We start from the raw sequence: 20,829 nt of genomic DNA, 5'->3' as shown, positions 1-20,829 counted from the left end.
CGCGAGATCCCGCGGGAGGCCGCCATCCGCGGCGTCCCGCGGGATCCGCCGCACAGACCCGGAGGAACCTCATGCCGAACACGACCGCATCCGCCCCGACCGTCCGCTGGAACGGCGGCCTGCAGCACGAGGCCGTCGAGCTGCTCCGATCCGGAGGCGGGCTCGTCGTCAGCCCCACGAAGGTCGGCTACGTCATCGTCGCCGTCGACGCCGCCGGCCTCGAGCGCAAGTTCGAGGTCAAACGCCGCCCGCGTCGAAAGCCGGGCGTCGTCCTCTGCGGCTCGCTCGACCAGCTCGTCACGCTCGCCGAGCTCAGCGACGAGGTCGAGGGCTTCTACCGCACGCACTGGCGGCAGGACGTGCTGCTCGGCTGCATCCTGCCGTGGACGCGGCACGGTCGCGCCCACATCCCGCCGGGGGCCGAGGAGCTCGTCATGGACGACCGCGCGACGAGCTGCTTCGTCGTGCGCTTCGGCGAGCCCGGCGAACGGATCGCACGCGCACTGTGGGACCGCGATCACACCGTCCTCTTCGCGAGCTCGGCGAACCCATCGGGACAGGGCAATCGCGGCCGCGTCGACGGCATCGGCGAGCGCATCGCCCGAGGCGTCGATCTCGTCATCGAGGCCGACGACTACGTGCGCTCGGTCCAGCCCGACACGGGCAGCCGGTACGAGCAGGGCGTCATGGTCTCCTTCGTGGACGGCGACGGCGAGCTCGTGCCCGAGCAGCGCGGTGCCCGCGGCGTCTCCCCCGCCCCGACGGTGATCCGCGGCGGGCTCGCTCAGGATCGCATCGTCGCCAACCTCGCCGCACAGTTCCCGACGTGGGACTACCGGCACGGGCAGCACTACTGAGCGCGGCGGCGCCGGCCCGCGCCGGCTACGCCGGCACCGTCGGCTCGGCGGCGGAGGCACCGGCCGGCCGCCGCTGCCGGCGCAGCAGCTGGGTGACGACGGTCAGATGGGGGAACTCGATGAGCATGCCCAGGATGATCGCCGCGTGCACCATCGGCTGATCGGGGAGGGCGATCGTCGTGAGCGCGAGCATCAGCGGCGCGTTGCGGGCCGACACGGCCATCGTGAGCGCGGCGTGCTCCGCATGCCGGAGCCGGAGCATCCGGGAGACGCCCTCGCCGAGCCCGTACGTGACGGCGAAGAACAGGAACACGACGACCAGCACGCGGGCGAACGCGGTCGGGTCCGCGAGGATCGTGCCGACGTTGCCCGCGAAGATCGTCGCGATCACCGCCCCGATGACGGCCGGCACGGCACGATCCGCGGCCGCGACGACCGTGCTGCGCTGCGCCCCGGACAGCACGGCGCGCAGCGCCAGCCGCAGCCCGAGACCGGCGGCGGCGGGGAGGACGAACCAGGCCAGCAGCGTCGGTCCCGCCGCGGCGAGGACCCCGTCGGCGTGCGCGCCCGCGAAGAGCGCCAGCCACACCGGATACAGCAGCAGCTGCAGCGTCAGCTGCACGGGGATGAGCGCGGCTCCGGCCATCGTGTCGCCGCCGGCCAGGCGTGTGAAGCCGAGGAACCAGTCCGTGCACGGCGCGAGGCAGTAGACGAGCACGCCCAGGCGCAGCGCCTGGTCCGGCAGCAGCGCCGTGAGCGCGAGGGCGACCAGCGGCACCACGAGGAAGTTCATCCCGATCGCGAGCAGCACCGTGCGCGGCGCGCGGCGCAGCGCGGAGAGGCCGTCGAGCCGCAGCGTGAGGAAGAGCAGTCCGACCAGCAGCAGGATCAGCGGATCCGTGAGACCCGCGACCCCCTCGGCCGCGGTCGGCGCGAGGGAGCCGAGCAGGCTCCCGACCGCGATCGCGGCGAGGAACAGCACGGTCGTGAGCCCGCCGCGCGGCGCGGCCGTCAGCATGCGCACTCCACGCCGCAGCAGGAGAGGTCGTCGGTGAGCATGCCCGCGGCGCGCCACGCCTCCAGGGCGCTGACGTCCTTGCCCGCGCGCTCGCCGATGACGCGCGCGATGTGCGCGAAGCGCTGCCGGAACTTGTAGACGAAGCAGAACTTCAGGCCGCCGTGGCGGATCGCCGGGCCCGACAGGAACAGGCCCGGCGCGATCGTCGACTGATCGTCGTCGTCGAGCTCGGGCCAGCCGTCGGCGCGGCGCGCGAACAGCCGATCGACCGGACCGAGGCCGGGTCCGTAGCCGGTGGCGGCGATCGGACGCGAGTCGGCGATGACGCGGATGCCGTCGTCGAGACGCACGCTCCACTCGGCGCCGTCACGCTTGACGGCGCCGGCGCGCGCGCCGAGGAGGGTCAGCCGTCCGGTGGCCTCCGCGGCCCTCAGCCGGACCCTCGAGCGCGGCGCCAGCTGGAACGACGGGTCGGATCCGGCGCCGGCGTGCCACGGGGTCGAGCCGTCGACGACCGTGACGTGCGCGCCGTGCTCGACGTGATGGCAGGCGATGTCGACGCCCGACTCGTAGCCCCCGATCACGAGCACGCGGCCCTCGCGCGGCTCCCACGCCGCGGGCGCACCGGCGAGGTCGGAGAGGCCGCTGCCGGAGATGCGCGGCGCCAGAGGCTCGTGGAACTCCCCGCCGGCCCAGACGAGCGACCGCGCGAGCACCGGTCCCCTGCTGGACTCGAGCGCGAAGACGTCGTCGCGCCGCACCACCGCGGTGACCTCGGTGCCGTCGAGCACCGGAACGCGGAAGTGCGTCGCGACGCCGCGCAGGTACCTCGCATACTGCGGCCCGGTCGGATAGTCGACGCCGAGGCTGAACGCCGGAGAGGTCTTCGGGTGCACCGCGTTCAGATCGGTCGCGCCGAAGCCGTTGCCGGTGAACGACGGCGTGAGGAACGTCTGCTGCGCGGGCCAGTCCAGGAACGTCTGCCCGATCCGCCCGCGTTCGAGCACGCCGAAGGTCAGGTCCTCCACGGCGGCGAGGGCGAGGGCGGTGCCGATGCCGGCGGGGCCGGCACCGATGACGAGGGCGTCGAGGATCTGGGGTTGGGTCGGCATGGGCTCGCAATCTCCAATTATTGAGAATCGTTCTCAATAGACTACAAGCACAGCACCGCGCACCGGGACCGATCCCGCAGCCGGGTGCACGAGGAGCGTCGCGCCTCACCGCGGGACCGCACCGGCGACGGTCCCGCCCGCCACGGTGAGGATCTGGTCGACGTCGCGGACGGTGTCGAGCCGATGGGCGACGACGAGCACGGTGCGGCCCGCGGCGAGCCGGCCGATGGCGTCCTGGATGCGCGCCTCGGTGTCGGGGTCGACGCTGGCGACGGCCTCGTCGAGGATCACGATGGGCGCGTCCTTCAGGAGGGCGCGGGCGATGGAGATCCGCTGGCGCTGCCCGCCGGAGAGGTTCGTGCCGCCGTCGTCGACGACGGTGTCGAGCCCGTTCGGCAGAACGCGCACCTCGTCGTCGATCTGCGCCGCGGCGAGGGCGCCCCAGACCTCGTCGTCGGTCGCGCCCGGGCGCCCGATGGCGACGTTGAAGCGGATCGTGTCGTGGAAGAGGTAGACGTCCTGGTACACGGTCGTGACCATGCGCATGACCGTGTCGGTGCCGAGATCGCGCAGATCTCGGCCGCCGATGCGGACCGAGCCGGCGTCGGGGTCCCACAGTCTGGCGGCGAGGTTCGCGATCGTGGACTTGCCCGATCCCGAGGGGCCGACGAGGGCGGCGATCGCGCCGGGCTCGACGCGGAACGAGACGCCGCGGAGCACCGGGCCGCGGCCGTCGGCGTCATCCGCGTCGTCGTAGCCGAAGGTCACGTCGCAGAACTCGACCGAGGCGTCCGCGGGCGTCGCGGGGCGGGCGGGCTCGGGCAGGACGGGCGCGTCCCAGACCTCGGCGATCTTCTGCGCGATCTGCTCCTGGTTGTGACGGTAGCCGGCGAGCACGCCGAGCTCCTGGATGGGCTGGTAGAGCGTGAGGGACAGCAGGAGGAACAGCAGCAGCGTCGTGGCGGGCACCGCGCCACCGGCGTACAGGGCGCCGCCGGCGACGATGAGGGCGACGAGGCCGGACTCGATGGCGATCGCGCCGAGCCCGATCGCGGGGGTCGCCCGCACGGACATGTCGACGCTCGCCCGTTCGAGCCGGGCGACCGCGTGCTCGAAGCGGCTCGCGATGAAGGATGCGGGGTTGCCGCGCAGCACCGCCGCTCCCCTCGCCTGCTCGAGGAGGATCGTGGTCGCCTCGCGGCGGGCGGCGTGCACGTCGGTGAACACGCGGTGGTAGACGCGGTCGCTCAGTGCTGTGATCGCCCAGAAGACCGGCAGCCCGATGAGGGCGGCGAGGGCCAGGCGCGCGTCGATCACGAGCAGGGCGATCGTGACGTAGATCGGCTGGACGAGGGCGCCCGCGATCTGCTGCGGCACGTTCTGGAAGTCGATCATGACGATGTCGTTGCCGATGAGGGTCGTGACGCGCCCGTTGTCGATGCGGGAGAAGAAGCCGAGGGGCACGCGGCGCAGCCGCTCGACGACGGACAGCTGCAGGTCGGTCTTGGACGCCGCCGCGATGGACCACACCGTGCGGTTGGCCCACTGCGCGACCAGCAGCCGCAGCACGAGCCCCGCGACGAGGATGCCGGTGACGATCCAGACGAGGCGCGCCTCGAGGGCCGCGCCGCCCGAGACGAAGGCGATCGCGGCGTTCAGGATCAGGAACACCGCCACGAGCGGGATCCCGCGCACGAGTCCCTCCAGCAGCAGCCTGGGCAGTCCGCGGCGCAGCAGGGCGGGCCGGCCGCGGCCGAGGAGCCTGATCCACTGCCGGCCGAAGCCGAGCGCACCGAGGCCGGGCGTGACGATCGCCCGCGCCGCGGCGTCGCGTTCGTCGACGGCGGCGGGGTGCGGTGCGGGTCCCGGGATCGGGACGAGGGGCGCGCCCGCGTCGCGATCCAGATGCCAGCCGGTCGCGCTGGTGTAGGCCGCCCAGAGCCGGGCGTAGCCGTCGCTCGCGGCGAGGAGCTCGTCGTGCGTGCCCTCGGCCTCGAGCACGCCGCGCTCGAGGAAGGCGATCCGCTCGGCGCTCCGGATCGTCGCCAGCCGATGGGCGATGGCGATGACCGTGCGGCCGGCGGTCAGCTCGGCGATCGCGGCGAGCGTCGCCCGCTCGGTCTCGGCGTCGAGCGATGCCGTGGCCTCGTCCAGCACGATCACCGGAGCGTCCTTGAGCAGGGCGCGGGCGATGGAGACGCGCTGACGCTGCCCGCCGGACAGCGTCCCGCCCCCGCCCGGGAGCTCGGTGTCCCAGCCGTGCGGGAGATCGGCCGCCAGCTCGTCCAGCTGGGCGGCGCGACCGGCGGCCTCGACCTCGGCGTCGGTCGCCCCCGGGCGGGCGATGCGGATGTTCTCCCGCAGGCTCGCGGCGAAGAGGTACTCGTCCTGCTGGACGAACGCGACCAGCCGGGCCAGCGCCGCCTGGGGGATGTCGCGCACGTCGACGCCGCCGATCGAGACCGCGCCCGCGGCGACGTCCCAGAACCGGGCGACCAGCCGGGCGACCGTGGACTTCCCGGCACCGGTCGGGCCGACCAGCGCGAACCGCGCGCCCTCGGGGATGCGCAGGGTCAGGTCGGACAGCACGGGGCCGGCATCCTCTCCGTAGGCGAAGGAGACCCGGTCGAAGGCGACGTCGAACCGCTCGGGCTCCCGCGGGCGCACCGGCTCGGGCAGCACCGGCTCGGCGAGGATCTCGCGGATCGAGCCGGCCGAGAACTGGATGCGCGCCATGATCGTCGCGATCGTCCCCACCAGCCCGATGACGGGAGACAGGTAGGCCAGCCCGACGAGCAGGAACAGCGCGAGGGTCGGCAGCCCGATCGCGCCGTCGGCGAACCACACGCCGGCCACGGGGATCAGCAGGGCGACCGCGAGCCCGGTCGCGGCCGACATCGTGGCGACCAGCCACCGCAGCGGTCCGGCGGTGACGCGGGCGCTCAGCTCCCCGGAGGCGACGATGGCGTCCCGGGCCTGGTCGTAGCCGGAGTCGGGCCGCAGGAAGCCGCGGATCACCTTGATCCCCTGCAGGTAGCCGAGTACCGCCCGGTTGAGCACGCTCGTGTGCGCGGCGAGCAGCCTGTTGCCCGGCATCGCCGCTCTCACGCCCACCGCCGACACCAGCACCAGCAGCGCGAGCGATCCCAGGGCGACCAGCGCGAGGCGCCAGTCCACCGCGAACAGCAGCGCCGTCGTCGCCACGGGCACCGCCGCGGCCGCCGCCATGTCGGGCACGCCGTGCGCGAGCGCCTCCTCCAGCTGCTCCACGTCGTCGTGCAGCAGCTTCTTCATCTCCCCCGCCGAGCGCGCCTGCACGCGGCCGAGCGGCAGCCGCTGCAGGGTGCGGGCGATCGCCCGTCGCAGATCGGCGAGCACACGGTACGCGGCGACGTGTCCGGCGTGCGTCGACAGGCCCGAGGCCACGGCCCGCACCACGATCGCCGCCGCGGTCGCCCCGGCGATCCATCCGATCGCGTCCGCTCCCCCGCCGTCGGGGTCGAACAGTGCGACCGTCACCGCGTAGACAGCGACGTAGGGCGCCAGCGAGCACACGCCCGCCACGATCGCGAACACGGCCGACAGGATCAGGCCGCGCCGATGGCGGGAGACGACGGCGCCGACCGTGAGACGCTCGCCCGCCGGGGCGTCGCCGAGCGGAGAGGTCTTCTCGTCGAGAGGAGTAAGGGTCACCTAAATCACGATAGGGACGCCGGTCCAATAAATCAACAGAGCATGTAATAAACGCCAGGGAACGATAGCGTGGAGCCGTGGACGAGAACGAGAACAGCGACCGCCCCCGGCGCCCCGGCCGCCCGAGGCTCGACGGCCCTGTGCCGCCGGTCACCCGCGCGTCCATCGCGGAGGCCGCCCTGGGCCTCGCCGCCGATCGCGGGTTCCCCGCGCTCACCATGCGCAGCCTTGCCGAGCGGCTCGGCGTCACCGTGCGCGCCCTCTACAACCACGTCGCGGACCGGCAGGACGTCGTCGATCTCGTCGCGGCGCGCATCATGGAGCTGCACCCGCAGCGCCGTCTCGACGCCGCCGACCGGGAGACGAGCGTGCGGGCGCTCTATCACGACACGCGCGAGGCCTACCGCAGGATGGGCCGGGCGCTGCTGTTCTCGCTCGACGAGACCGTCACTCCCGTCGAGGTGCCGCCGGAGCGCGTCCTCCTGCCGGAGCGGCTGCTCGCGTTCCTCACCGACGTCGGCCTGAGCCTGCCCGACGCGCTGGCATGGCGCGCGCAGTTCCTCGGCGACGTCTTCGGCTTCGCCCTCATGATCGACCACCGCTACGACCGCGCCGATGCGAGAGAGCGCCGCTCGATGCAGGACCCGGTGCCCCGGGGATGGCTGGACGCGCACCCCGAGATCGACGCCCCCCGCTCGCGGGCGGCGGCCGACCTGCCCGACAGCACCAGCGACGAGCTCTTCGAGCGCCTGGTCGATCGCGCCGTGCTCAGCCTCGACGCCCTGGCCGCGCGCCGCGCGCGGCAGGGCTGAGCAGACGACGCTAGGCTCCGGCGTCGGCGGGAGGCGCGGGCGGGCGCCGGAATCGCGGATGGGCCAGCACGAACACCGCGACGATCGCCATGATGACGCCGCCGATGATGATCGGCAGCGGCGCCCACACGCCGTACAGCGCGGTGCTGAGGGTCGGGGCGACGACGAACGTCAGGCCGGTGGTCGCGGTCGTGAGCCCCGCCAGCCCGCCCTGTTCCTCGCGGCGCACCAGGAGCGTGGGGCCGGCGGTGTAGCCGGGCATCGCGATCCCCAGGCCCAGCCCCATGACCACGAGCGCCGCGAACAGCAGCACGGGCCCGCCGTCGACGGCGTAGACGGCGAAGCCGGCGACGGCGATCGGCGCCCCGACCTTGAGCAGGGTCGGGGCCGACCAGCCGCTGCGCGGCACGATGACGGCCTGCGCGACCACGAGTCCGACGCCGGCCGCGAACAGGGCGGCGCCGGTGAGGACGCCGGTCATGCGCGCGTCGAGCCCCAGGCGGTCCTGGACGATGAAGCCGGTGATGACCTGGATGAAGCCCAGCGCGGTGAACATGCCGAACCCGGCGAGCAGGAACGGCCACACCCGCGCGTCGAACGGGCTCACCCGGGCCGGCCGCTCGATGAGCTCGTGCCGGGGCTCGCGGCGCAGCCGGACCGCGATCAGCACGAGCCCGGCGAACAGGAGCATGGGAACGGCGATGAGCGGCACGATGAGGCCGCCGACGGCGAGCACGCCGCCGACGACGGCGCCGGCGATCATGGCGATGCCGGAGACGGCGCCGATGCCCGCCATGCCCTTGACCCGGGTGGCCTCGTCGTCGGTGACATCCGCGATGTAGGCCTGCGCGGTGGGAGGGACGGCCGCGATCGCGGAGCCGAAGCCGACGCCGCGCAGCAGCACGAACAGCGCGAACAGCCCGGTTCCGGTGAGGAGCCCGATCATGCCGAGGTGGGAGACGAGCGCGAACAGCGCCATCGTGATCGCGGCGAGGGTGAAGGCGGCGACGAGCACGGGCTTGCGGCCCCAGGACTGGGAGCGGCGGCCCCAGAACTGGCTCGTGAGCACGAGCACGACCGCTGCGGTGCTGATGGTCACGCCGATCTGCCACTCGGCCAGCCCCACCTCGCGCGACAGCGGCGCGATGATCGGGTTCAGCGTCATCTGCCCCAGGTAGACGAGGAACACCGCGCCGAGCAGCAGGGCGATCTGCGGCGGGGACGACGGCGCCCCGGGCGCCGTTCCGTGTGTCGGCCCGGTCATCGGGGCTCCTTCGACGATCGGTCCGGGACGAGCACGCCGGCCTGTTCCGCGGAGTGCGCGGCGACCGCGGTCAGCGTGAGCTGCCGGTCGGCGGCGAGGGCGAGCAGGTCGTCGTCGTGGCTGATCAGCAGCACGACGGCGCCGTCGGCGGCGACCCGGCGGATCTGGTCGGAGATCGACCCCAGGTGCCGGCGGTCGACGCCGGAGCTGGGCTCGTCGAACACGACGATGCGCCGGCCGGCGACGCGCACGGCCGCGACGACGAGCCGCTGCTGCTGCCCTCCGGACAGCGACAGCGGGTGCCGCTCGGCCAGCGGCGCCAGGTCCAGCGCATCGAGGACCGCGGCCGTGTCGGGGAGCGCGACGGCACCGGAGCCGGCGAGCTCGATCTCGGCCTCGACGCTCTCCGTGAACAGCTGGCGCTGGACGTCCTGCATCACGATGGCGCTGGCCCGCTGCCGCGCCTTGCGGCCGAGGACCCTCCCGTCCAGCCGCACCGTGCCCGTCGCGCGCTGCAGGCCGGTGACGACGCGGGCGAGAGTGGACTTGCCCGCCCCGTTGACGCCCCGGATCGCGGTCACCTCGCCCGCGGCGAACACCACGCGCTCGAGGTCGAGCACCGTGCGCCCGCCGAGCCGGCAGCGGACGCCCTCCAGCTGCAGCGCCCCGGCGGGGACGTCCCCGACCCGGTGCGGATGGGCGACGCTCCCTCCCGTGGCGGCGAGGACCGGCACCTCGGGCGAGCGGATCTCGCCGCGAAGGCCCTCCTCGGCGAGCAGTTCGTCGGGGATGGCGCGGAACCGCGCCGCGCTCCACTCGATGTCGATGGCCCCGTCCCGCATGACCACGACCCGGTCGATCAGGTCCTGCAGGTAGCGGAGCCGGTGCTCGGCGACGACGATCGTCATGCCCGCCGCCTTGAGCTCTGCGAGGGCGGCGGTCAGCCGGTGCACGGCGTCGGCGGACAGGTTCGAGCTCGGCTCGTCCAGCAGCAGGATGCGCGGATCGTGCGCGGTCGCGGCGGCGATCGCGACCTGCTGCTGCTGTCCGCCGGACAGGTGCTGCAGGCGCTGGCCCACCGGCACCCAGCGGGCGAGCTCGGCGACCCTGTCCTCGACGCGCGCGCGGATCTCCTCGCGCGGGAACCCGAAGTTCTCCATCGCGAACGCCGTCTCCTCGCGCGCGGAGTCGGTGAAGAACTGCCGTCGCGGATGCTGGAGCACCGTGCCGCTCACCAGGCCGAGGGCGTCGAGCTCGACGTCCGCCGTGACGATGCCGTCGACCGTGACGGAGCCGGCGAGCACCCCGTCGTCGTGGAAGTGCGGCACGAGCCCGTTCATCAGCCGCAACGCGGTGGACTTGCCCGACCCGGAGGCACCGCACAGGACGACGAACTGGCCGGGCTCGATCCGCAGGTCGAGATCGCGCAGCGCCGGGGCGCCGGCGTGCGGGTAGGTCCAGGTGACGCTCGAGATCTCGATCATGCGATCACCAGCGTCAGAGGGTTCGGCAGCAGCACGCCGGCCGCCGCGAGACCCGCCAGGGCGAGCACCAGCGCCAGGTCGCGCCCGCCGAAGCGGGGCGGGTCGAGGGACACGGGAACGTGACGCGAGCCGAGCCCCCGCAGGATCGCCGAGGCCGACAGGTCCTCGCTGGCGCGCAGGCTCGCGGCGATCATCGGCACGGTGAACCGCTCCATGCTGAGGATCGGATGCCGCGCCAGGCCCGTCGCCCCGGCGAGCCCGCGGAGCCGCATGGCATCCAGCACGGCCGAGGACTCGGCCGCGACCACCGGGAAGAACCGGAGCATCACGGCGAGGGTCACCGAGACGGCCCGCGGGAGGCGCCAGGCCCGGAGCGCGGCGCTGAGCTGCGTCGGCGACGTCGTCGCGACGAGGTGGGCGCCGACGCCGAACGCGGCCACGAAGCGGATGAGGTAGCCGCAGCCGATCGCGACGACCGTGACCACCGGGTTCGCCCAGACGAGCGGAAGCACCCAGCCGAGCAGGTACATCGCGATCGCGGCGAGCGGGATGGCCACGACCCGCGACCAGGCGCGCTCCGACACGGCGAGCCCCGTCGCCAGCAGCACGCCCGCCGGCACGAACACCAGCCCGCCCGGGCTCATCACGGCGAGGCTGACGAGCAGCACGAGCAGGATCTTGCTGCGCGGGTCGAGCCCCCGCCGCGCGGCGACGCCGGCGGGGGCCGCGACCTGAGCCGTCGGCTCAGGCAAGGCCGGCGCGCGTGAAGTGCTTGCGCAGCACCGCGGCGCCGAGCAGGCCGCCGAGGAAGCCGAAGACGATGCCGGCCGCCCAGACGCCGAGGACGACGGGCGCGGCCAGGACGGCATCCATCTGCTCGACGTAGTCGCTGCCCATCGACTGCGTGGCCTGGCCCGCGAGGTAGGCCTCGGGATCGAGGAAGAACGGGATCCACGGGCCGATCATCCACGCGGAGAAGATCGTGTAGGCCCAGATCGCCGCCCACGTCGAGCGGTACCGGCCGGCGAACAGCACGACCTCGGCGACGAGCGAGACCGCGACGATGACCAGGGCGCTCTGCCACGGGTGTCCCCAGCCCATCGACGCGAGCCCGAACACGATCCCGAACAGCGTGACCATGCCGCCGTGGCGCACGCGGCTGAGGAACAGCATGTAGGGGATGCCGGCGACCAGCGGCGCGAGGGGCAGGGTCAGCACCATCACGAGCGGGCTGATGATGCCGAGCATCGAGACGGCGAAGATCACCACGATGTAGATCACCGCGAAGATCGCGACGGTCAGGAAGTCGCGGGCGCGGAACGTCAGCGAGAAGCGGGGGCGCTCCGCGGCGGGCGCACCGGATGCGGGCGCGGCGACGGACACGGTCTCGTCGGTCATGTCGGGTCCTTTCGGAGGGTTCGGTCGGGTTCAGTCGCGGTGGGTGAGCTGCCAGCCGGCGGCCTCGACGCGCTCGTGCCAGTAGCGGGCGTAGGCACCGCCCTGGGCGAGCAGCTCGGCGTGGCTGCCGGACTCGCGGATGCCGCCCTCGCCGTCGAGCATGATGATGCGATCGGCCGTCATGATCGTCTGCAGTCGGTGGGCGACGACGATGAGGGTGCGGCCGGGGCGGATCGAGTCGATCGCCTCGCCGATCGCGATCTCGTTGCCGATGTCGAGCGCCGAGGTGGCCTCGTCCAGCAGCACGACGGGAGCGTCCTTCAGCAGGGCGCGGGCGATGGAGACGCGCTGACGCTCGCCGCCGGACAGGTTCGACCCGCCCTCGCCGACCCGGGCGTCCCATCCTCCCGGCAGTCGCTCGACGATCTCGTCGACGCGGGCTCGCGTGGCGGCGGCGATCACCTCGTCCCGGCCGAGGTCGGGGTTCCCGATCCAGACGTTGTTCAGGATCGTGTCGTCGAAGAGGTAGACGTCCTGGAACACGGGGGCGACCGCGGCCTCGACCGCGTTCGTGCCGAGGTCGGGCAGCGGCACGCCGCCGATCAGCACCGTGCCGCCCTCGGGGTCGTAGAAGCGCGCGACGAGCTTGGTGATCGTCGTCTTGCCCGATCCCGAGGGGCCGACGATCGCGGTCATGCCGCCGGCGGGCGCCGTGAACGACAGATCCCGGAGCACCGGGTCGCCGCCGTAGCCGAAGGTGACGTCCCGGAACTCGACGCCCCAGTCCGCGGGCTCGGCGGGCTGCGCCGGCTCGGAGAGACGCGCGACCGCGGCGAACTCGTCGAGGCGGTCGATGGTCGTGCGCGCGACGGCGATGCCGCCGCCGAGGTCGCCCGCCGCGACGATCGGCTCGTTGAAGCGCACGCCGAGCACCAGCAGCGCGAGCAGCGTCGCGATGTCGACCGTCCCGCCGATGACGAGGACGGCGCCGACGACCAGGAGCACGGTGATCGAGAGCTGCACGATGCCCGCGAAGAGGGCGATCGCGGCGCCGCCGGTGATCAGCAGGCCCCGGTACTCCCGGTGCTGGTTCTCCAGCGCCTGGTCCACGAGGCGGTCGGCGATCGAGCCCTCGCCGGCGGTGCGCAGCGCCGGCTGGGCGCGGGCGAACTCCACGACGCGGTTCGAGGCCTCCGCGACGGCCAGGGAGTGCGCCCGGTCGCCGCGCCCGATCCCCCGGCTCAGCCAGCGGTAGCCGATCGCGATGATCGGCACCATCGCCGTCATGGCGAGCGCCAGCCGCCAGTCGAAGAAGTACATTCCCACGAGCACGGTCGCGGGTGCGACGAATCCGGCGAGGATCTGCCGCAGTATCGCGTAGGGCATCGTCGAGACGAACATCGCGCCCTGCGTCGCCACGCCGGTGATGAGACCGGTCCTGTCCGTCGAGTACCACGACACGGGCAGCGACACCACGGAGTCGCCCAGGCGCTCGAGCAGCGAGTCGAGCACCGCGGTCGCGGCCTCCATCCCGATCTGGCTCGCGAACCAGGACGCGACGACGTAGCCGAGAGCGGCCGCGGTGACGACGAGCAGCCAGCCCCACACGGCATCCAGGTCGCCGACGAACAGGGCGCGCAGCAGCGGGACGAGCAGGAGGAACGCGATGCCCTGGAGCAACGCGGCGACCACGACGAAGCCCAGCTCGGCGATCACGAGGCGCCGGGCCTGGGGCGAGCAGTAGTGCAGCAGTCGACGGATCATGCGCCGGCTCCTTCCGGGAGAGTGCGGGCATGGTTGGCCTGGTAGTCGGCCCACATCGTGGCGAACCTCCCGCCGCCGGCGACGAGCTCGGCGTGCGTGCCGCGTTCGACGATGCGGCCGCCGTCGAGGACCAGGATCTGGTCGGCGCCGACGACGGTGTGCAGGCGGTGCGCGATGACGAGCACGGTGCGGTCGGCCGCGAGCGTGCTGAGGGCCTGCTGGATGGCCGCCTCGGAGTCGGGGTCGGCGAACGCCGTCGCCTCGTCGAGCACGAGGATCAGCGCATCGGCGAGCAGCGCCCGGGCGATCGTGACGCGCTGGGCCTCGCCGCCGGAGAGGTTCGCGTCCTCGCCGACGACGGCGTCGTAGCCGCGCGCGAAGCGCAGGATGCGCTCGTGGATCTGCGCCGCGCGGGCGGCGGCCTCGACCTCGGCGTCGGAGGCGGCCGGGCGGGTGAGCCGGATGTTGTCGCGCAGGCTCGCGCGCAGCAGCTGCACGTCCTGGAACACGAAGCCGACCTGCCGGTAGAGCTCGCCGGACGCGACCCGGCGCACGTCGGCGCCGCCGATCCCGACCGTGCCCGCATCCGCGTCGTAGAACCGGGGAACGAGCTTCGCGAGCGTCGACTTGCCCGAGCCGGAGGCTCCGACCAGGGCCGTCACGGTTCCCGGGGCGCACGCGGCGGCGATCTCGTGGAGCACGCGGTGCTCGCCGTCGTAGCTGAACGCCACGTCGTCGAAGCGGACGTCGCGGCCCTCCGGCGTCTGCGGCACGTCGGGCCGGGTCACCGGCGGCAGGGCGAAGAACGCGGTCAGGGACTGCTGCGCCTTCATCGCATTGCGCAGGAACTGGCCCGACGCCCCGAGCTTCATGAGCGGCGCGGTGAGCCCGAGCCCGAGGAGCAGGCCGGGGAGCACGTCGACCGGCGCGGCGCCGCCGTTCGCGACGAGCCAGACGGCGGCGGTCAGCAGCCAGGCCAGCACGACGATCGGCGAGGCGATCAGCTCGACGATGGTGAACACGACGGCGGTCTCGCGCGTCCACTCGCCGACGAAGCGCACGTACTCGCCGGTCGCATCGCGATAGCGGCGGTGGCTGCGCCCCACCTGCCCGAATCGCTTGACCACCGCGATGCCCTGCACGAACTCGACGGTGGCGCCGGACAGCGCCTGCGTCGCCGCGTCGTACTGCTGGTACTTCTCCCCCGCGCCCCGCATCATCAGCGGGTAGACGAGCATCACGAGAACGAGCGGCAGGAGGGTGGCGAGCGCCATCCGCCACTCCACGACGAACAGGTAGACCAGGCTGATCACCGGCACGGTGATCGCGGTGAGGACGTCCTGGATCGAGTGCGCGACCAGCTGGTGCAGCGCGACGACGTCGTTCTCGACGAGCTTGCGCACCGACCCCGAGCTGCGCCGGTCGAACCAGCCGAGCGGCAGCCGCTGCAGGTGCCGGATGATCCGCTGCCGCAGAGACCGCTGCAGCTCGCCGTCGGCGAAGTGGCTGACCATGCCGGAGAGGAACGCCGAGCCGAAGCTCACGACCAGCGCCACGACCGCGACGATCACGATCGTCCAGACCCGTCCGGCGTCGACGGGCGCGCCGTCGAGGGTCGGCAGCAGCGTGCGCGCGAGCTCGACGATCGCGATGAACGGGATCACGCTGCTCGCGGCGCCGAGGACGGCCAGCGCGATGATCCCCGCGAGACTGCCCCGCACCGGGGCGAAGAACGACTCCTCCGCCGCCGGCGTCTGCGGCGTCTCGCCTCGTCCGTGCTCCATCGGCGCTCCTCACCTCGTAATTGAGAACGATTATCACACACTAGGATGAACAGTGTTCTAATCGCACCCGAGAGCATATAGGTAAGGCAAGCCTTGCCTCAAACTCTCCCGTACATTCAGCGCCCGCGAGCCGGGCCGGAGGAGCCACCGTGGCCGCGACGGATCCCGCCCCGTTCCATGTGGGGCTCACCCCCGAGCGCGTCGTCGACGCGGCGGTGGAGCTGACCCGCGAGACGCATCTGATGAGCTGGTCGATCCGCGATCTGGCCGCCCGGCTCGGGATCGCGGCGTCGGGGATCTACCACCACGTCGGCGGCAAGGACCTGCTGTGCCGCGCGGTGGTCGAGCGGATGCTCGAACGGATCGCGCTGCCCGATCCGCGGCTGCCGTGGCAGGAGTGGTTCCGCGTCCTGCTGTACTCCGCGGGACCGACGGCCTCCGAGTATCCCGGCACGGCGAAATGGATGCTGATGCACGGGCCCACGCTGCCCGCGGTGCTGCCCGTGCTCGAGGCCGGCATGTCCAGGCTCGGCGATGCGGGCTTCGGCGAGCGCGCGGCGTTCGCGTACGCGGCGCTGCTCAACAACGCGATGCTCAGCGTCTCGATGGGCGACGACCGGCTCCAGCACGAGGAGGACGGGCCGCGCGACCACGCGACGATGATGGCCGAGTTCCGCCAGATGGCGACCGCATCCGATCACGTGCGGGCGATGGGCCAGGAGTTCATCGGTCGCTTCGCCCAGGGCGGGCAGGCCGCCGCGCGCATGCGCTGGGAGTACTACCGCTTCGTGGTCGACACCACCATCGCCGGACTCGACGCCACCCTCTCGGCGTCCGGAGCCGTCACACGGCCGGGCGCGGATCGACGATGAGGCAGGTGCTCGACGCGGTCGCGAGGACGCGGCCCTCCTCGTCGCGGATGTCGGCGTCGGCGAACGCGACGCCCCGCCCGCGGCGGGTGACCCATCCGTGCGCGGTGACGCGACCGGTGTCGGCGGTGATCGGGCGCAGGAAGGAGACCTTGATCTCCAGGCTCGTGTAGCCGACGCCGGCGGGCAGGGTCGTGTGCACGGCGCACCCGCACGCCGAGTCGAGGACCGTCGCGAAGAACCCGCCGTGCACCGACCCGATCGGGTTGTAGTGCGACTCGTCGGGCACCGCCGTCATCACGACGTCGCCGTCGTCCACGGCGACGATCTCGAGGCCGATGTGGCTGCTGATCGGCGGCGGCGGCGCGTCTCCCGCGGCGAGCGCACGCAGCTGCTCGATGCCGGATCGGGCGAACAGCGCCCGCTTGTCCGTGCCGGGGACCTGGTAGCGGATGGTGCGCGATCGCTCTCCGGCGTCGCGTTCGAACGTGGTGTCACGCATGCCGCGTCCTCCCCGTCTGTCGTGGGCGGCGTCGCCCAGCTGGTGGCTCCGCCGAGCCTATCGGGGCTAAGTTGGTTTTAGCAACCCAGATGGACGCACGTCCGCGGGTCGACGTCATCGGGCGTCACAGAGGCACTGGCGGGCGCCGGAGGGGAACGATCGGCGCCCCGCCGCGGTTGGAGGAAGACATGACGCAGACGACGAACCAGCCCGCGCCCGCGCGGACCCTGCTCGACGGCGCCGATCCGGCGCCCCTGTTCACTCCGTTCACGCTGTCGGGCGTGGAGCTGTCGAACAGGTTCGTGATGGCGCCGATGACGCGCGCCTTCTCCCCCGGCGGCGTCCCGGGCGCGGACGTGGCCGACTACTATCGTCGCCGGGCCGCTCACCTGGGCCTGATCGTGACCGAGGGGACCTACGTCGACCATCCCTCCGCGGGGAGCAGCGACCGGGTGCCGCGGTTCTACGGCGAGGATGCCGCGGCCGGCTGGAAGGCCGTCGTGGACGCCGTGCACGACGAGGGCGGTCGGATCCTCCCCCAGCTGTGGCACGTGGGCCTCGCACGCCGCGAGGGCACGGGCCCCCGACCCGACGCACCGGTGCTCGGTCCCTCCGGCGTCGGCTTCGACGGCGCACCCCGCGGGATCGCCGCGTCCGTCGCCGACATCGACGCGGTCATCGCCTCGTTCGCCCGGGCCGCGGCGACCGCGAAGGAGATCGGGTTCGACGGCGTCGAGCTGCACGGGGCGCACGGATACCTGCTGGACGCGTTCCTGTGGTCGCGCACCAACCGGCGCACCGATCCGTACGGCGGCACGCCGGCATCCCGCGCCCGCCTGAGCACGGAGGTGGTCACGGCGGTGCGAGACGTCGTCGGCCCGGGCTTTCCCGTGGTGTTCCGCTACTCGCAGTGGAAGGGATCCGACTTCGACGCCCGCATCGCGAGCACGCCGCACGAGCTGGACACGATCCTCGCGCCGCTCGCCGACGCGGGGGTCAGCGGCTTCCACGTCTCCACCCGCCGCTACTGGCTCCCCGCCTTCGACGGCGACGAGCGTACGCTGGCCGGTTGGACCAAGGCCCTCACCGGCCTTCCGACCATCGCCCTGGGCTCGATCGGCGTCGCGTCGCCGTTCCGCGAGGACGACGCCGTGACTCCGTCGCTGAGCCTGGCGCGCCTGCTCGAGCTGTTCGAGCGGGGAGAGTTCGACCTCGTCGGCCTCGGACGGGCGGTGCTCTCGGATGCCGAATGGACCCGCAAGCTCGCTGACGGCCGGCTCGACGAGATCCGCCTCTACGACAAGGCCCACGAGGCCGAGCTGGTCTGAGATGCCTCGCCCGTCGCCGACCCTCGCCCAGGCGCTCGAGAACCCGTGCGCGATCGTCCGCAGCCTCGGCGTCCTGACCGACACGTGGAGTTTTCTGCTGGTGCGCGAGGCCCTGCTGGGAGCGCGGACGTTCGCGCAGTTCCGCGATGCGCTCGGCATCGCCTCCGACGTCCTGTCCGCGCGGCTGGCGTCGCTCGTCGCGCACGGCGTGATGGCGAAGACCCCCTACCGGGAGCCGGGTCAGCGCACCCGCGACGCGTACGAGCTCACCCCCGCGGGGGAAGAGCTCAAGACGGTGCTGGTGGCGATGCAGCAGTGGGGGCACGCCCACGTTCCGCAAGACCCCGAGCTGCGCGTGGTTCCCGTCACCGCCGACCGCCAGGTGCGCGTGCACGCCGAGCTCGTCGACGCGGACGGGCGCGCGGTCGCGCCCGAGGACGTGCGGTTCGTGCGCGTTCCCCGGGCTACTCCACGAGCTCGGACAGCTCCAGCCACCGCTCTTCGAGACCGGCCGCCTCGTCCTCCAGCGCCGTGATCTTCGCCATCTCCGCGCCGAGCAGCTCGTAGTCGGACTGGTCCAGATCGGCGAGCCTCGCGCGGGCATCCGCTGCCTGCTGCTGCAGCTTCTCGATGCGGCGCTCCAGGGAGGCGAGCTCCTTCTCCGCAGCACGCTGCTCGGCGCCGGAAAGCGTGGAAGACGGCTTCTGATCAGCAGCCTTCACCGATGACGACGGCGCAGCACCCGACGCCGCCCGCAGCCTCAGGTACTCGTCCACCCCGCCCGGCAGGTGCCGCAGCCGCCCGTCCAGCACCGCGTACTGCTGATCGGTCACCCGCTCCATGAAATACCGGTCGTGCGAGACCACCAGCAGCGTCCCCGCCCACGAGTCCAGCAGATCCTCGATCGCCGCCAGCATGTCGGTGTCGAGGTCGTTCGTCGGCTCGTCGAGGATGAGCACGTTGGGCTGGTCGAGCAGGATGAGCAGCAGCTGCAGGCGCCGCTTCTGCCCGCCCGAGAGGTCCTTGACGGGCGTCGACAGCTGCGCCGACGAGAAGCCCATGCGCTCCAGCAGCTGACCGGGCGTCAGCTCCTGCGCCTTCGACCCGCTCCCGAACGTGTAGGTCGTGCGCAGCCGTGAGATCACGACCCGCACGGGGTCGTCGAGGTGCGGCGTGAGCTCGTCCATCCGCTGCGTGAGCGTCGCGACCTTGACCGTCTTGCCGCGCTTGACGCGTCCGGCGGTGGGCTCGACGGTGCCCGCCACGAGCCCCAGCAGCGTCGACTTGCCGGCGCCGTTGACGCCGAGGATGCCGGTGCGCTCCCCCGGCGCGATGCGCCACTCGACGCCGCGCAGCACCTCGCGGTCGCCGTAGGAGACGCCGGCGTCCACGAGGTCGACGACGTCCTTGCCGAGGCGGGCGACGGCGAGCGACCGCAGCTCGGTCGCGTTGCGGATCTCGGGCACGTCGGCGATGAGCGCGTTCGCCGCGTCGATGCGGAAGCGCGGCTTCGACGTGCGCGCGGGCGCCCCGCGGCGCAGCCAGGCGAGCTCCTTGCGCGCGAGGTTCTGCCGCCGCGCCTCGATCGCGGCGGCCTGCCGGTCGCGCTCGACGCGCTGCAGGATGTAGGCGGCGTAGCCGCCCTCGAACGGCTCGACGATGCGGTCGTGCACCTCCCACGTGCGCGTGCACACCTCGTCGAGGAACCAACGGTCGTGCGTCACGACGAGCAGCGCCCCCGCGTTCGCGGGCCAGCGGCGCTTCAGATGCTGCGCGAGCCACGAGATCGCCTCGACGTCGAGGTGGTTCGTCGGCTCGTCGAGGGCGAGCACGTCCCAGTCGCCCGCGAGCAGGCGCGCGAGCGCGACGCGGCGACGCTGACCGCCCGAGAGCGAGCCGATCGCGGCATCCCAGTCGAGGTCGGCCACGAGACCGGCGAGCACGTCGCGCACCCCGGCATCCCCCGCCCACTCGTGCTCCGGGCGGTCGCCGACGACGGCGTGCCCGACGGTGTCGTCGTCGGCGAGCACGTCGGCCTGGTCGAGCATGCCGACGCGCACGCCGCCGCGCACAGTCACGCGGCCCGCGTCGGGCTCCTGCCGCCCCGCGAGCATCGAGAGCAGGCTCGACTTGCCGTCGCCGTTGCGGCCGACGATGCCGATGCGATCGCCCTCGTCGACGCCGAGCGAGACGCCGTCGAAGACGACCTTGGTGGGGAATTCGAGGTGCAGGGCTTCGGCCCCGAGAAGATGCGCCATGTCCCTCCCAGGGTAGCCGTCGCGCGGGCGCCAGCCTCTCCCTCGCGGATGTCGGGGGCGTGCGGCAGGATCGGATCGTGACCGAACCGGAGATCCTCGTCGTAGCGGATGCCGCCGCGTGGCGCGCATGGCTCGACGAGCACGAGCACGAGCCCGACGGCGTGTGGCTGCTGCTCGCGAAGAAGGGCGTCACGGAGCCGACCTCGCTCTCGTACGCGCAGGCCCTCGACGAGGCGCTGTGCAGCGGCTGGATCGACGGCCAGAGCAAGAGCATCGACGAGCGGACCTACCGCCAGCGGTTCACGCCGCGGCGCGCCCGCAGCATGTGGTCGGCGCGCAACGTCGGGCACATCGCCCGCCTCGCCGAGGAGGGCCGGCTGCGGCCGCGCGGGCTCGCCGAGGTCGAGCGCGCCCGCGGCGACGGGCGGTGGGACCGCGCCTACGCGGGCTCCGCGACGATCGAGACGCCGGCCGACCTGCGCGCGGCGCTCGACGCGCATCCGCCCGCCGCCGAGGTGTTCGCCGGCCTCAACGCGCAGGGCCGCTACGCCGTGCTGCACCGCGTCGTCACCGCCGCGACCGACAAGACCCGCGCGGCGCGCATCGCGCGTCTCGTCGCGGCGCTGCAGCGCGGCGAGGCGCCGTAGGGCCGCGCGGCCCGCGCGGCCCGGGATCTCTCCCGCGCG

The 20,829-nt window shown here is 73.0% G+C and carries 17 protein-coding genes; 6 read left to right on the top strand and 11 right to left on the bottom strand.

The features are described from left to right. Window positions 1-71: 71 nt before the first annotated feature. Entirely contained in the window at window positions 72-857 is a 786-nt protein-coding gene (locus AOA12_RS07565) for an L-threonylcarbamoyladenylate synthase (RefSeq protein WP_054681650.1), read from the top strand. Window positions 858-882: 25 nt separating this feature from the next. On the opposite strand, the gene AOA12_RS07560 is transcribed toward AOA12_RS07565, so the two are convergent. The 3 genes from AOA12_RS07560 to AOA12_RS07550 form a co-directional block, all read right to left on the bottom strand. Next, window positions 883-1,875 (bottom strand): arsenic resistance protein, encoded by a 993-nt coding sequence (locus AOA12_RS07560; RefSeq protein ID WP_054681648.1) that lies wholly within the window; start codon window positions 1,873-1,875, stop codon window positions 883-885. Then, window positions 1,869-2,987 carry an NAD(P)/FAD-dependent oxidoreductase gene (locus tag AOA12_RS07555; RefSeq protein WP_054681645.1) on the bottom strand — a complete coding sequence of 373 codons (1,119 nt, stop codon included), beginning with the start codon at window positions 2,985-2,987 and terminating at the stop codon, window positions 1,869-1,871. The genes AOA12_RS07560 and AOA12_RS07555 overlap by 7 nt, the downstream gene beginning before the upstream one ends. A gap of 105 nt (window positions 2,988-3,092) precedes the next feature. Then, entirely contained in the window at window positions 3,093-6,680 is a 3,588-nt protein-coding gene (locus AOA12_RS07550) for an ABC transporter ATP-binding protein (protein ID WP_082406062.1), read from the bottom strand. A gap of 77 nt (window positions 6,681-6,757) precedes the next feature. Here AOA12_RS07550 and AOA12_RS07545 point away from each other — a divergent pair, with 77 nt between their 5' ends. Next, on the top strand, window positions 6,758-7,492 hold the full coding sequence (locus AOA12_RS07545) for a TetR/AcrR family transcriptional regulator (protein ID WP_054681642.1): 735 nt from the start codon (window positions 6,758-6,760) through the stop codon (window positions 7,490-7,492). Between the two features lie 10 nt (window positions 7,493-7,502). Here the strand turns inward: AOA12_RS07545 and AOA12_RS07540 are convergent, their stop codons facing one another. The 6 genes from AOA12_RS07540 to AOA12_RS07515 are packed head-to-tail and all read right to left on the bottom strand — an operon-like array spanning window position 7,503 to window position 15,186. After that, on the bottom strand, window positions 7,503-8,756 hold the full coding sequence (locus AOA12_RS07540) for an MFS transporter (protein ID WP_054681640.1): 1,254 nt from the start codon (window positions 8,754-8,756) through the stop codon (window positions 7,503-7,505). Continuing rightward, a complete protein-coding gene (locus AOA12_RS07535; protein WP_054681638.1) occupies window positions 8,753-10,240 on the bottom strand; it encodes an ABC transporter ATP-binding protein in 1,488 nt (495 codons plus the stop codon). The genes AOA12_RS07540 and AOA12_RS07535 overlap by 4 nt, the downstream gene beginning before the upstream one ends. Continuing rightward, window positions 10,237-10,992, bottom strand: a complete 756-nt coding sequence (locus tag AOA12_RS07530) for an energy-coupling factor transporter transmembrane component T (protein WP_054681636.1) — start codon at window positions 10,990-10,992, stop codon at window positions 10,237-10,239. Before AOA12_RS07530 ends, AOA12_RS07535 begins: the two co-directional genes overlap by 4 nt. After that, a complete protein-coding gene (locus AOA12_RS07525) occupies window positions 10,985-11,638 on the bottom strand; it encodes an MptD family putative ECF transporter S component (protein ID WP_054681634.1) in 654 nt (217 codons plus the stop codon). The genes AOA12_RS07530 and AOA12_RS07525 overlap by 8 nt, the downstream gene beginning before the upstream one ends. A 30-nt stretch (window positions 11,639-11,668) precedes the next feature. Then, window positions 11,669-13,402 carry an ABC transporter ATP-binding protein gene (locus tag AOA12_RS07520; RefSeq protein WP_054681632.1) on the bottom strand — a complete coding sequence of 578 codons (1,734 nt, stop codon included), beginning with the start codon at window positions 13,400-13,402 and terminating at the stop codon, window positions 11,669-11,671. Beyond that, complete coding sequence (locus AOA12_RS07515) at window positions 13,399-15,186, bottom strand: ABC transporter ATP-binding protein (protein ID WP_054681630.1); 1,788 nt, start codon at window positions 15,184-15,186, stop codon at window positions 13,399-13,401. The genes AOA12_RS07520 and AOA12_RS07515 overlap by 4 nt, the downstream gene beginning before the upstream one ends. Before the next feature lie 149 nt (window positions 15,187-15,335). Here AOA12_RS07515 and AOA12_RS07510 point away from each other — a divergent pair, with 149 nt between their 5' ends. Continuing rightward, window positions 15,336-16,058: a TetR/AcrR family transcriptional regulator gene (locus tag AOA12_RS07510; protein ID WP_054681628.1), complete on the top strand. Its 723-nt coding sequence runs from the start codon at window positions 15,336-15,338 to the stop codon at window positions 16,056-16,058. Here AOA12_RS07510 and AOA12_RS07505 read toward each other — a convergent pair. Beyond that, window positions 16,030-16,557, bottom strand: coding sequence for a PaaI family thioesterase (locus AOA12_RS07505; protein WP_054681626.1), 528 nt, complete (start codon window positions 16,555-16,557; stop codon window positions 16,030-16,032). The two genes, AOA12_RS07510 and AOA12_RS07505, sit on opposite strands and share 29 nt — an antisense overlap. A 188-nt stretch (window positions 16,558-16,745) precedes the next feature. Here AOA12_RS07505 and AOA12_RS07500 point away from each other — a divergent pair, with 188 nt between their 5' ends. Both AOA12_RS07500 and AOA12_RS07495 read left to right on the top strand, forming a co-directional pair. Continuing rightward, the gene (locus AOA12_RS07500) at window positions 16,746-17,885 is read left to right on the top strand and encodes an NADH:flavin oxidoreductase (protein ID WP_082406061.1); all 1,140 of its coding nucleotides are present in this window, start codon (window positions 16,746-16,748) and stop codon (window positions 17,883-17,885) included. Window position 17,886: 1 nt separating this feature from the next. Next, a complete protein-coding gene (locus tag AOA12_RS07495) occupies window positions 17,887-18,420 on the top strand; it encodes a winged helix-turn-helix transcriptional regulator (protein ID WP_082406060.1) in 534 nt (177 codons plus the stop codon). Here AOA12_RS07495 and AOA12_RS07490 read toward each other — a convergent pair. Continuing rightward, window positions 18,350-20,143, bottom strand: coding sequence for an ABC-F family ATP-binding cassette domain-containing protein (locus tag AOA12_RS07490; protein ID WP_054681624.1), 1,794 nt, complete (start codon window positions 20,141-20,143; stop codon window positions 18,350-18,352). The two genes, AOA12_RS07495 and AOA12_RS07490, sit on opposite strands and share 71 nt — an antisense overlap. A gap of 74 nt (window positions 20,144-20,217) precedes the next feature. On the opposite strand from AOA12_RS07490, the gene AOA12_RS07485 reads away from it, so the two are divergent. Then, window positions 20,218-20,790 carry a YdeI/OmpD-associated family protein gene (locus AOA12_RS07485; protein ID WP_156366649.1) on the top strand — a complete coding sequence of 191 codons (573 nt, stop codon included), beginning with the start codon at window positions 20,218-20,220 and terminating at the stop codon, window positions 20,788-20,790. Window positions 20,791-20,829: the final 39 nt, after the last annotated feature.

It is taken from the genome of Microbacterium sp. No. 7 (genome assembly GCF_001314225.1).
Lineage (GTDB): Bacteria > Actinomycetota > Actinomycetes > Actinomycetales > Microbacteriaceae > Microbacterium.
The sequence above is the reverse complement of the archived record's forward strand: the minus strand, read 5'-3'. Positions and strand labels throughout refer to the sequence as shown.

Bases quoted from the DNA above. Each gene is read 5' to 3' on its own strand.
- AOA12_RS07555 (WP_054681645.1), bottom strand. From the start codon at position 2,987: ATGCCGACCCAACCCCAGATCCTCGACGCCCTCGTCATCGGTGCCGGC.
- AOA12_RS07565 (WP_054681650.1), top strand. From the start codon at position 72: ATGCCGAACACGACCGCATCCGCCCCGACCGTCCGCTGGAACGGCGGC.
- AOA12_RS07535 (WP_054681638.1), bottom strand. From the start codon at position 10,240: ATGATCGAGATCTCGAGCGTCACCTGGACCTACCCGCACGCCGGCGCC.
- AOA12_RS07500 (WP_082406061.1), top strand. From the start codon at position 16,746: ATGACGCAGACGACGAACCAGCCCGCGCCCGCGCGGACCCTGCTCGAC.
- AOA12_RS07525 (WP_054681634.1), bottom strand. From the start codon at position 11,638: ATGACCGACGAGACCGTGTCCGTCGCCGCGCCCGCATCCGGTGCGCCC.
- AOA12_RS07560 (WP_054681648.1), bottom strand. From the start codon at position 1,875: ATGCTGACGGCCGCGCCGCGCGGCGGGCTCACGACCGTGCTGTTCCTC.
- AOA12_RS07505 (WP_054681626.1), bottom strand. From the start codon at position 16,557: ATGCGTGACACCACGTTCGAACGCGACGCCGGAGAGCGATCGCGCACC.
- AOA12_RS07495 (WP_082406060.1), top strand. From the start codon at position 17,887: ATGCCTCGCCCGTCGCCGACCCTCGCCCAGGCGCTCGAGAACCCGTGC.
- AOA12_RS07540 (WP_054681640.1), bottom strand. From the start codon at position 8,756: ATGACCGGGCCGACACACGGAACGGCGCCCGGGGCGCCGTCGTCCCCG.
- AOA12_RS07520 (WP_054681632.1), bottom strand. From the start codon at position 13,402: ATGATCCGTCGACTGCTGCACTACTGCTCGCCCCAGGCCCGGCGCCTC.
- AOA12_RS07515 (WP_054681630.1), bottom strand. From the start codon at position 15,186: ATGGAGCACGGACGAGGCGAGACGCCGCAGACGCCGGCGGCGGAGGAG.
- AOA12_RS07490 (WP_054681624.1), bottom strand. From the start codon at position 20,143: ATGGCGCATCTTCTCGGGGCCGAAGCCCTGCACCTCGAATTCCCCACC.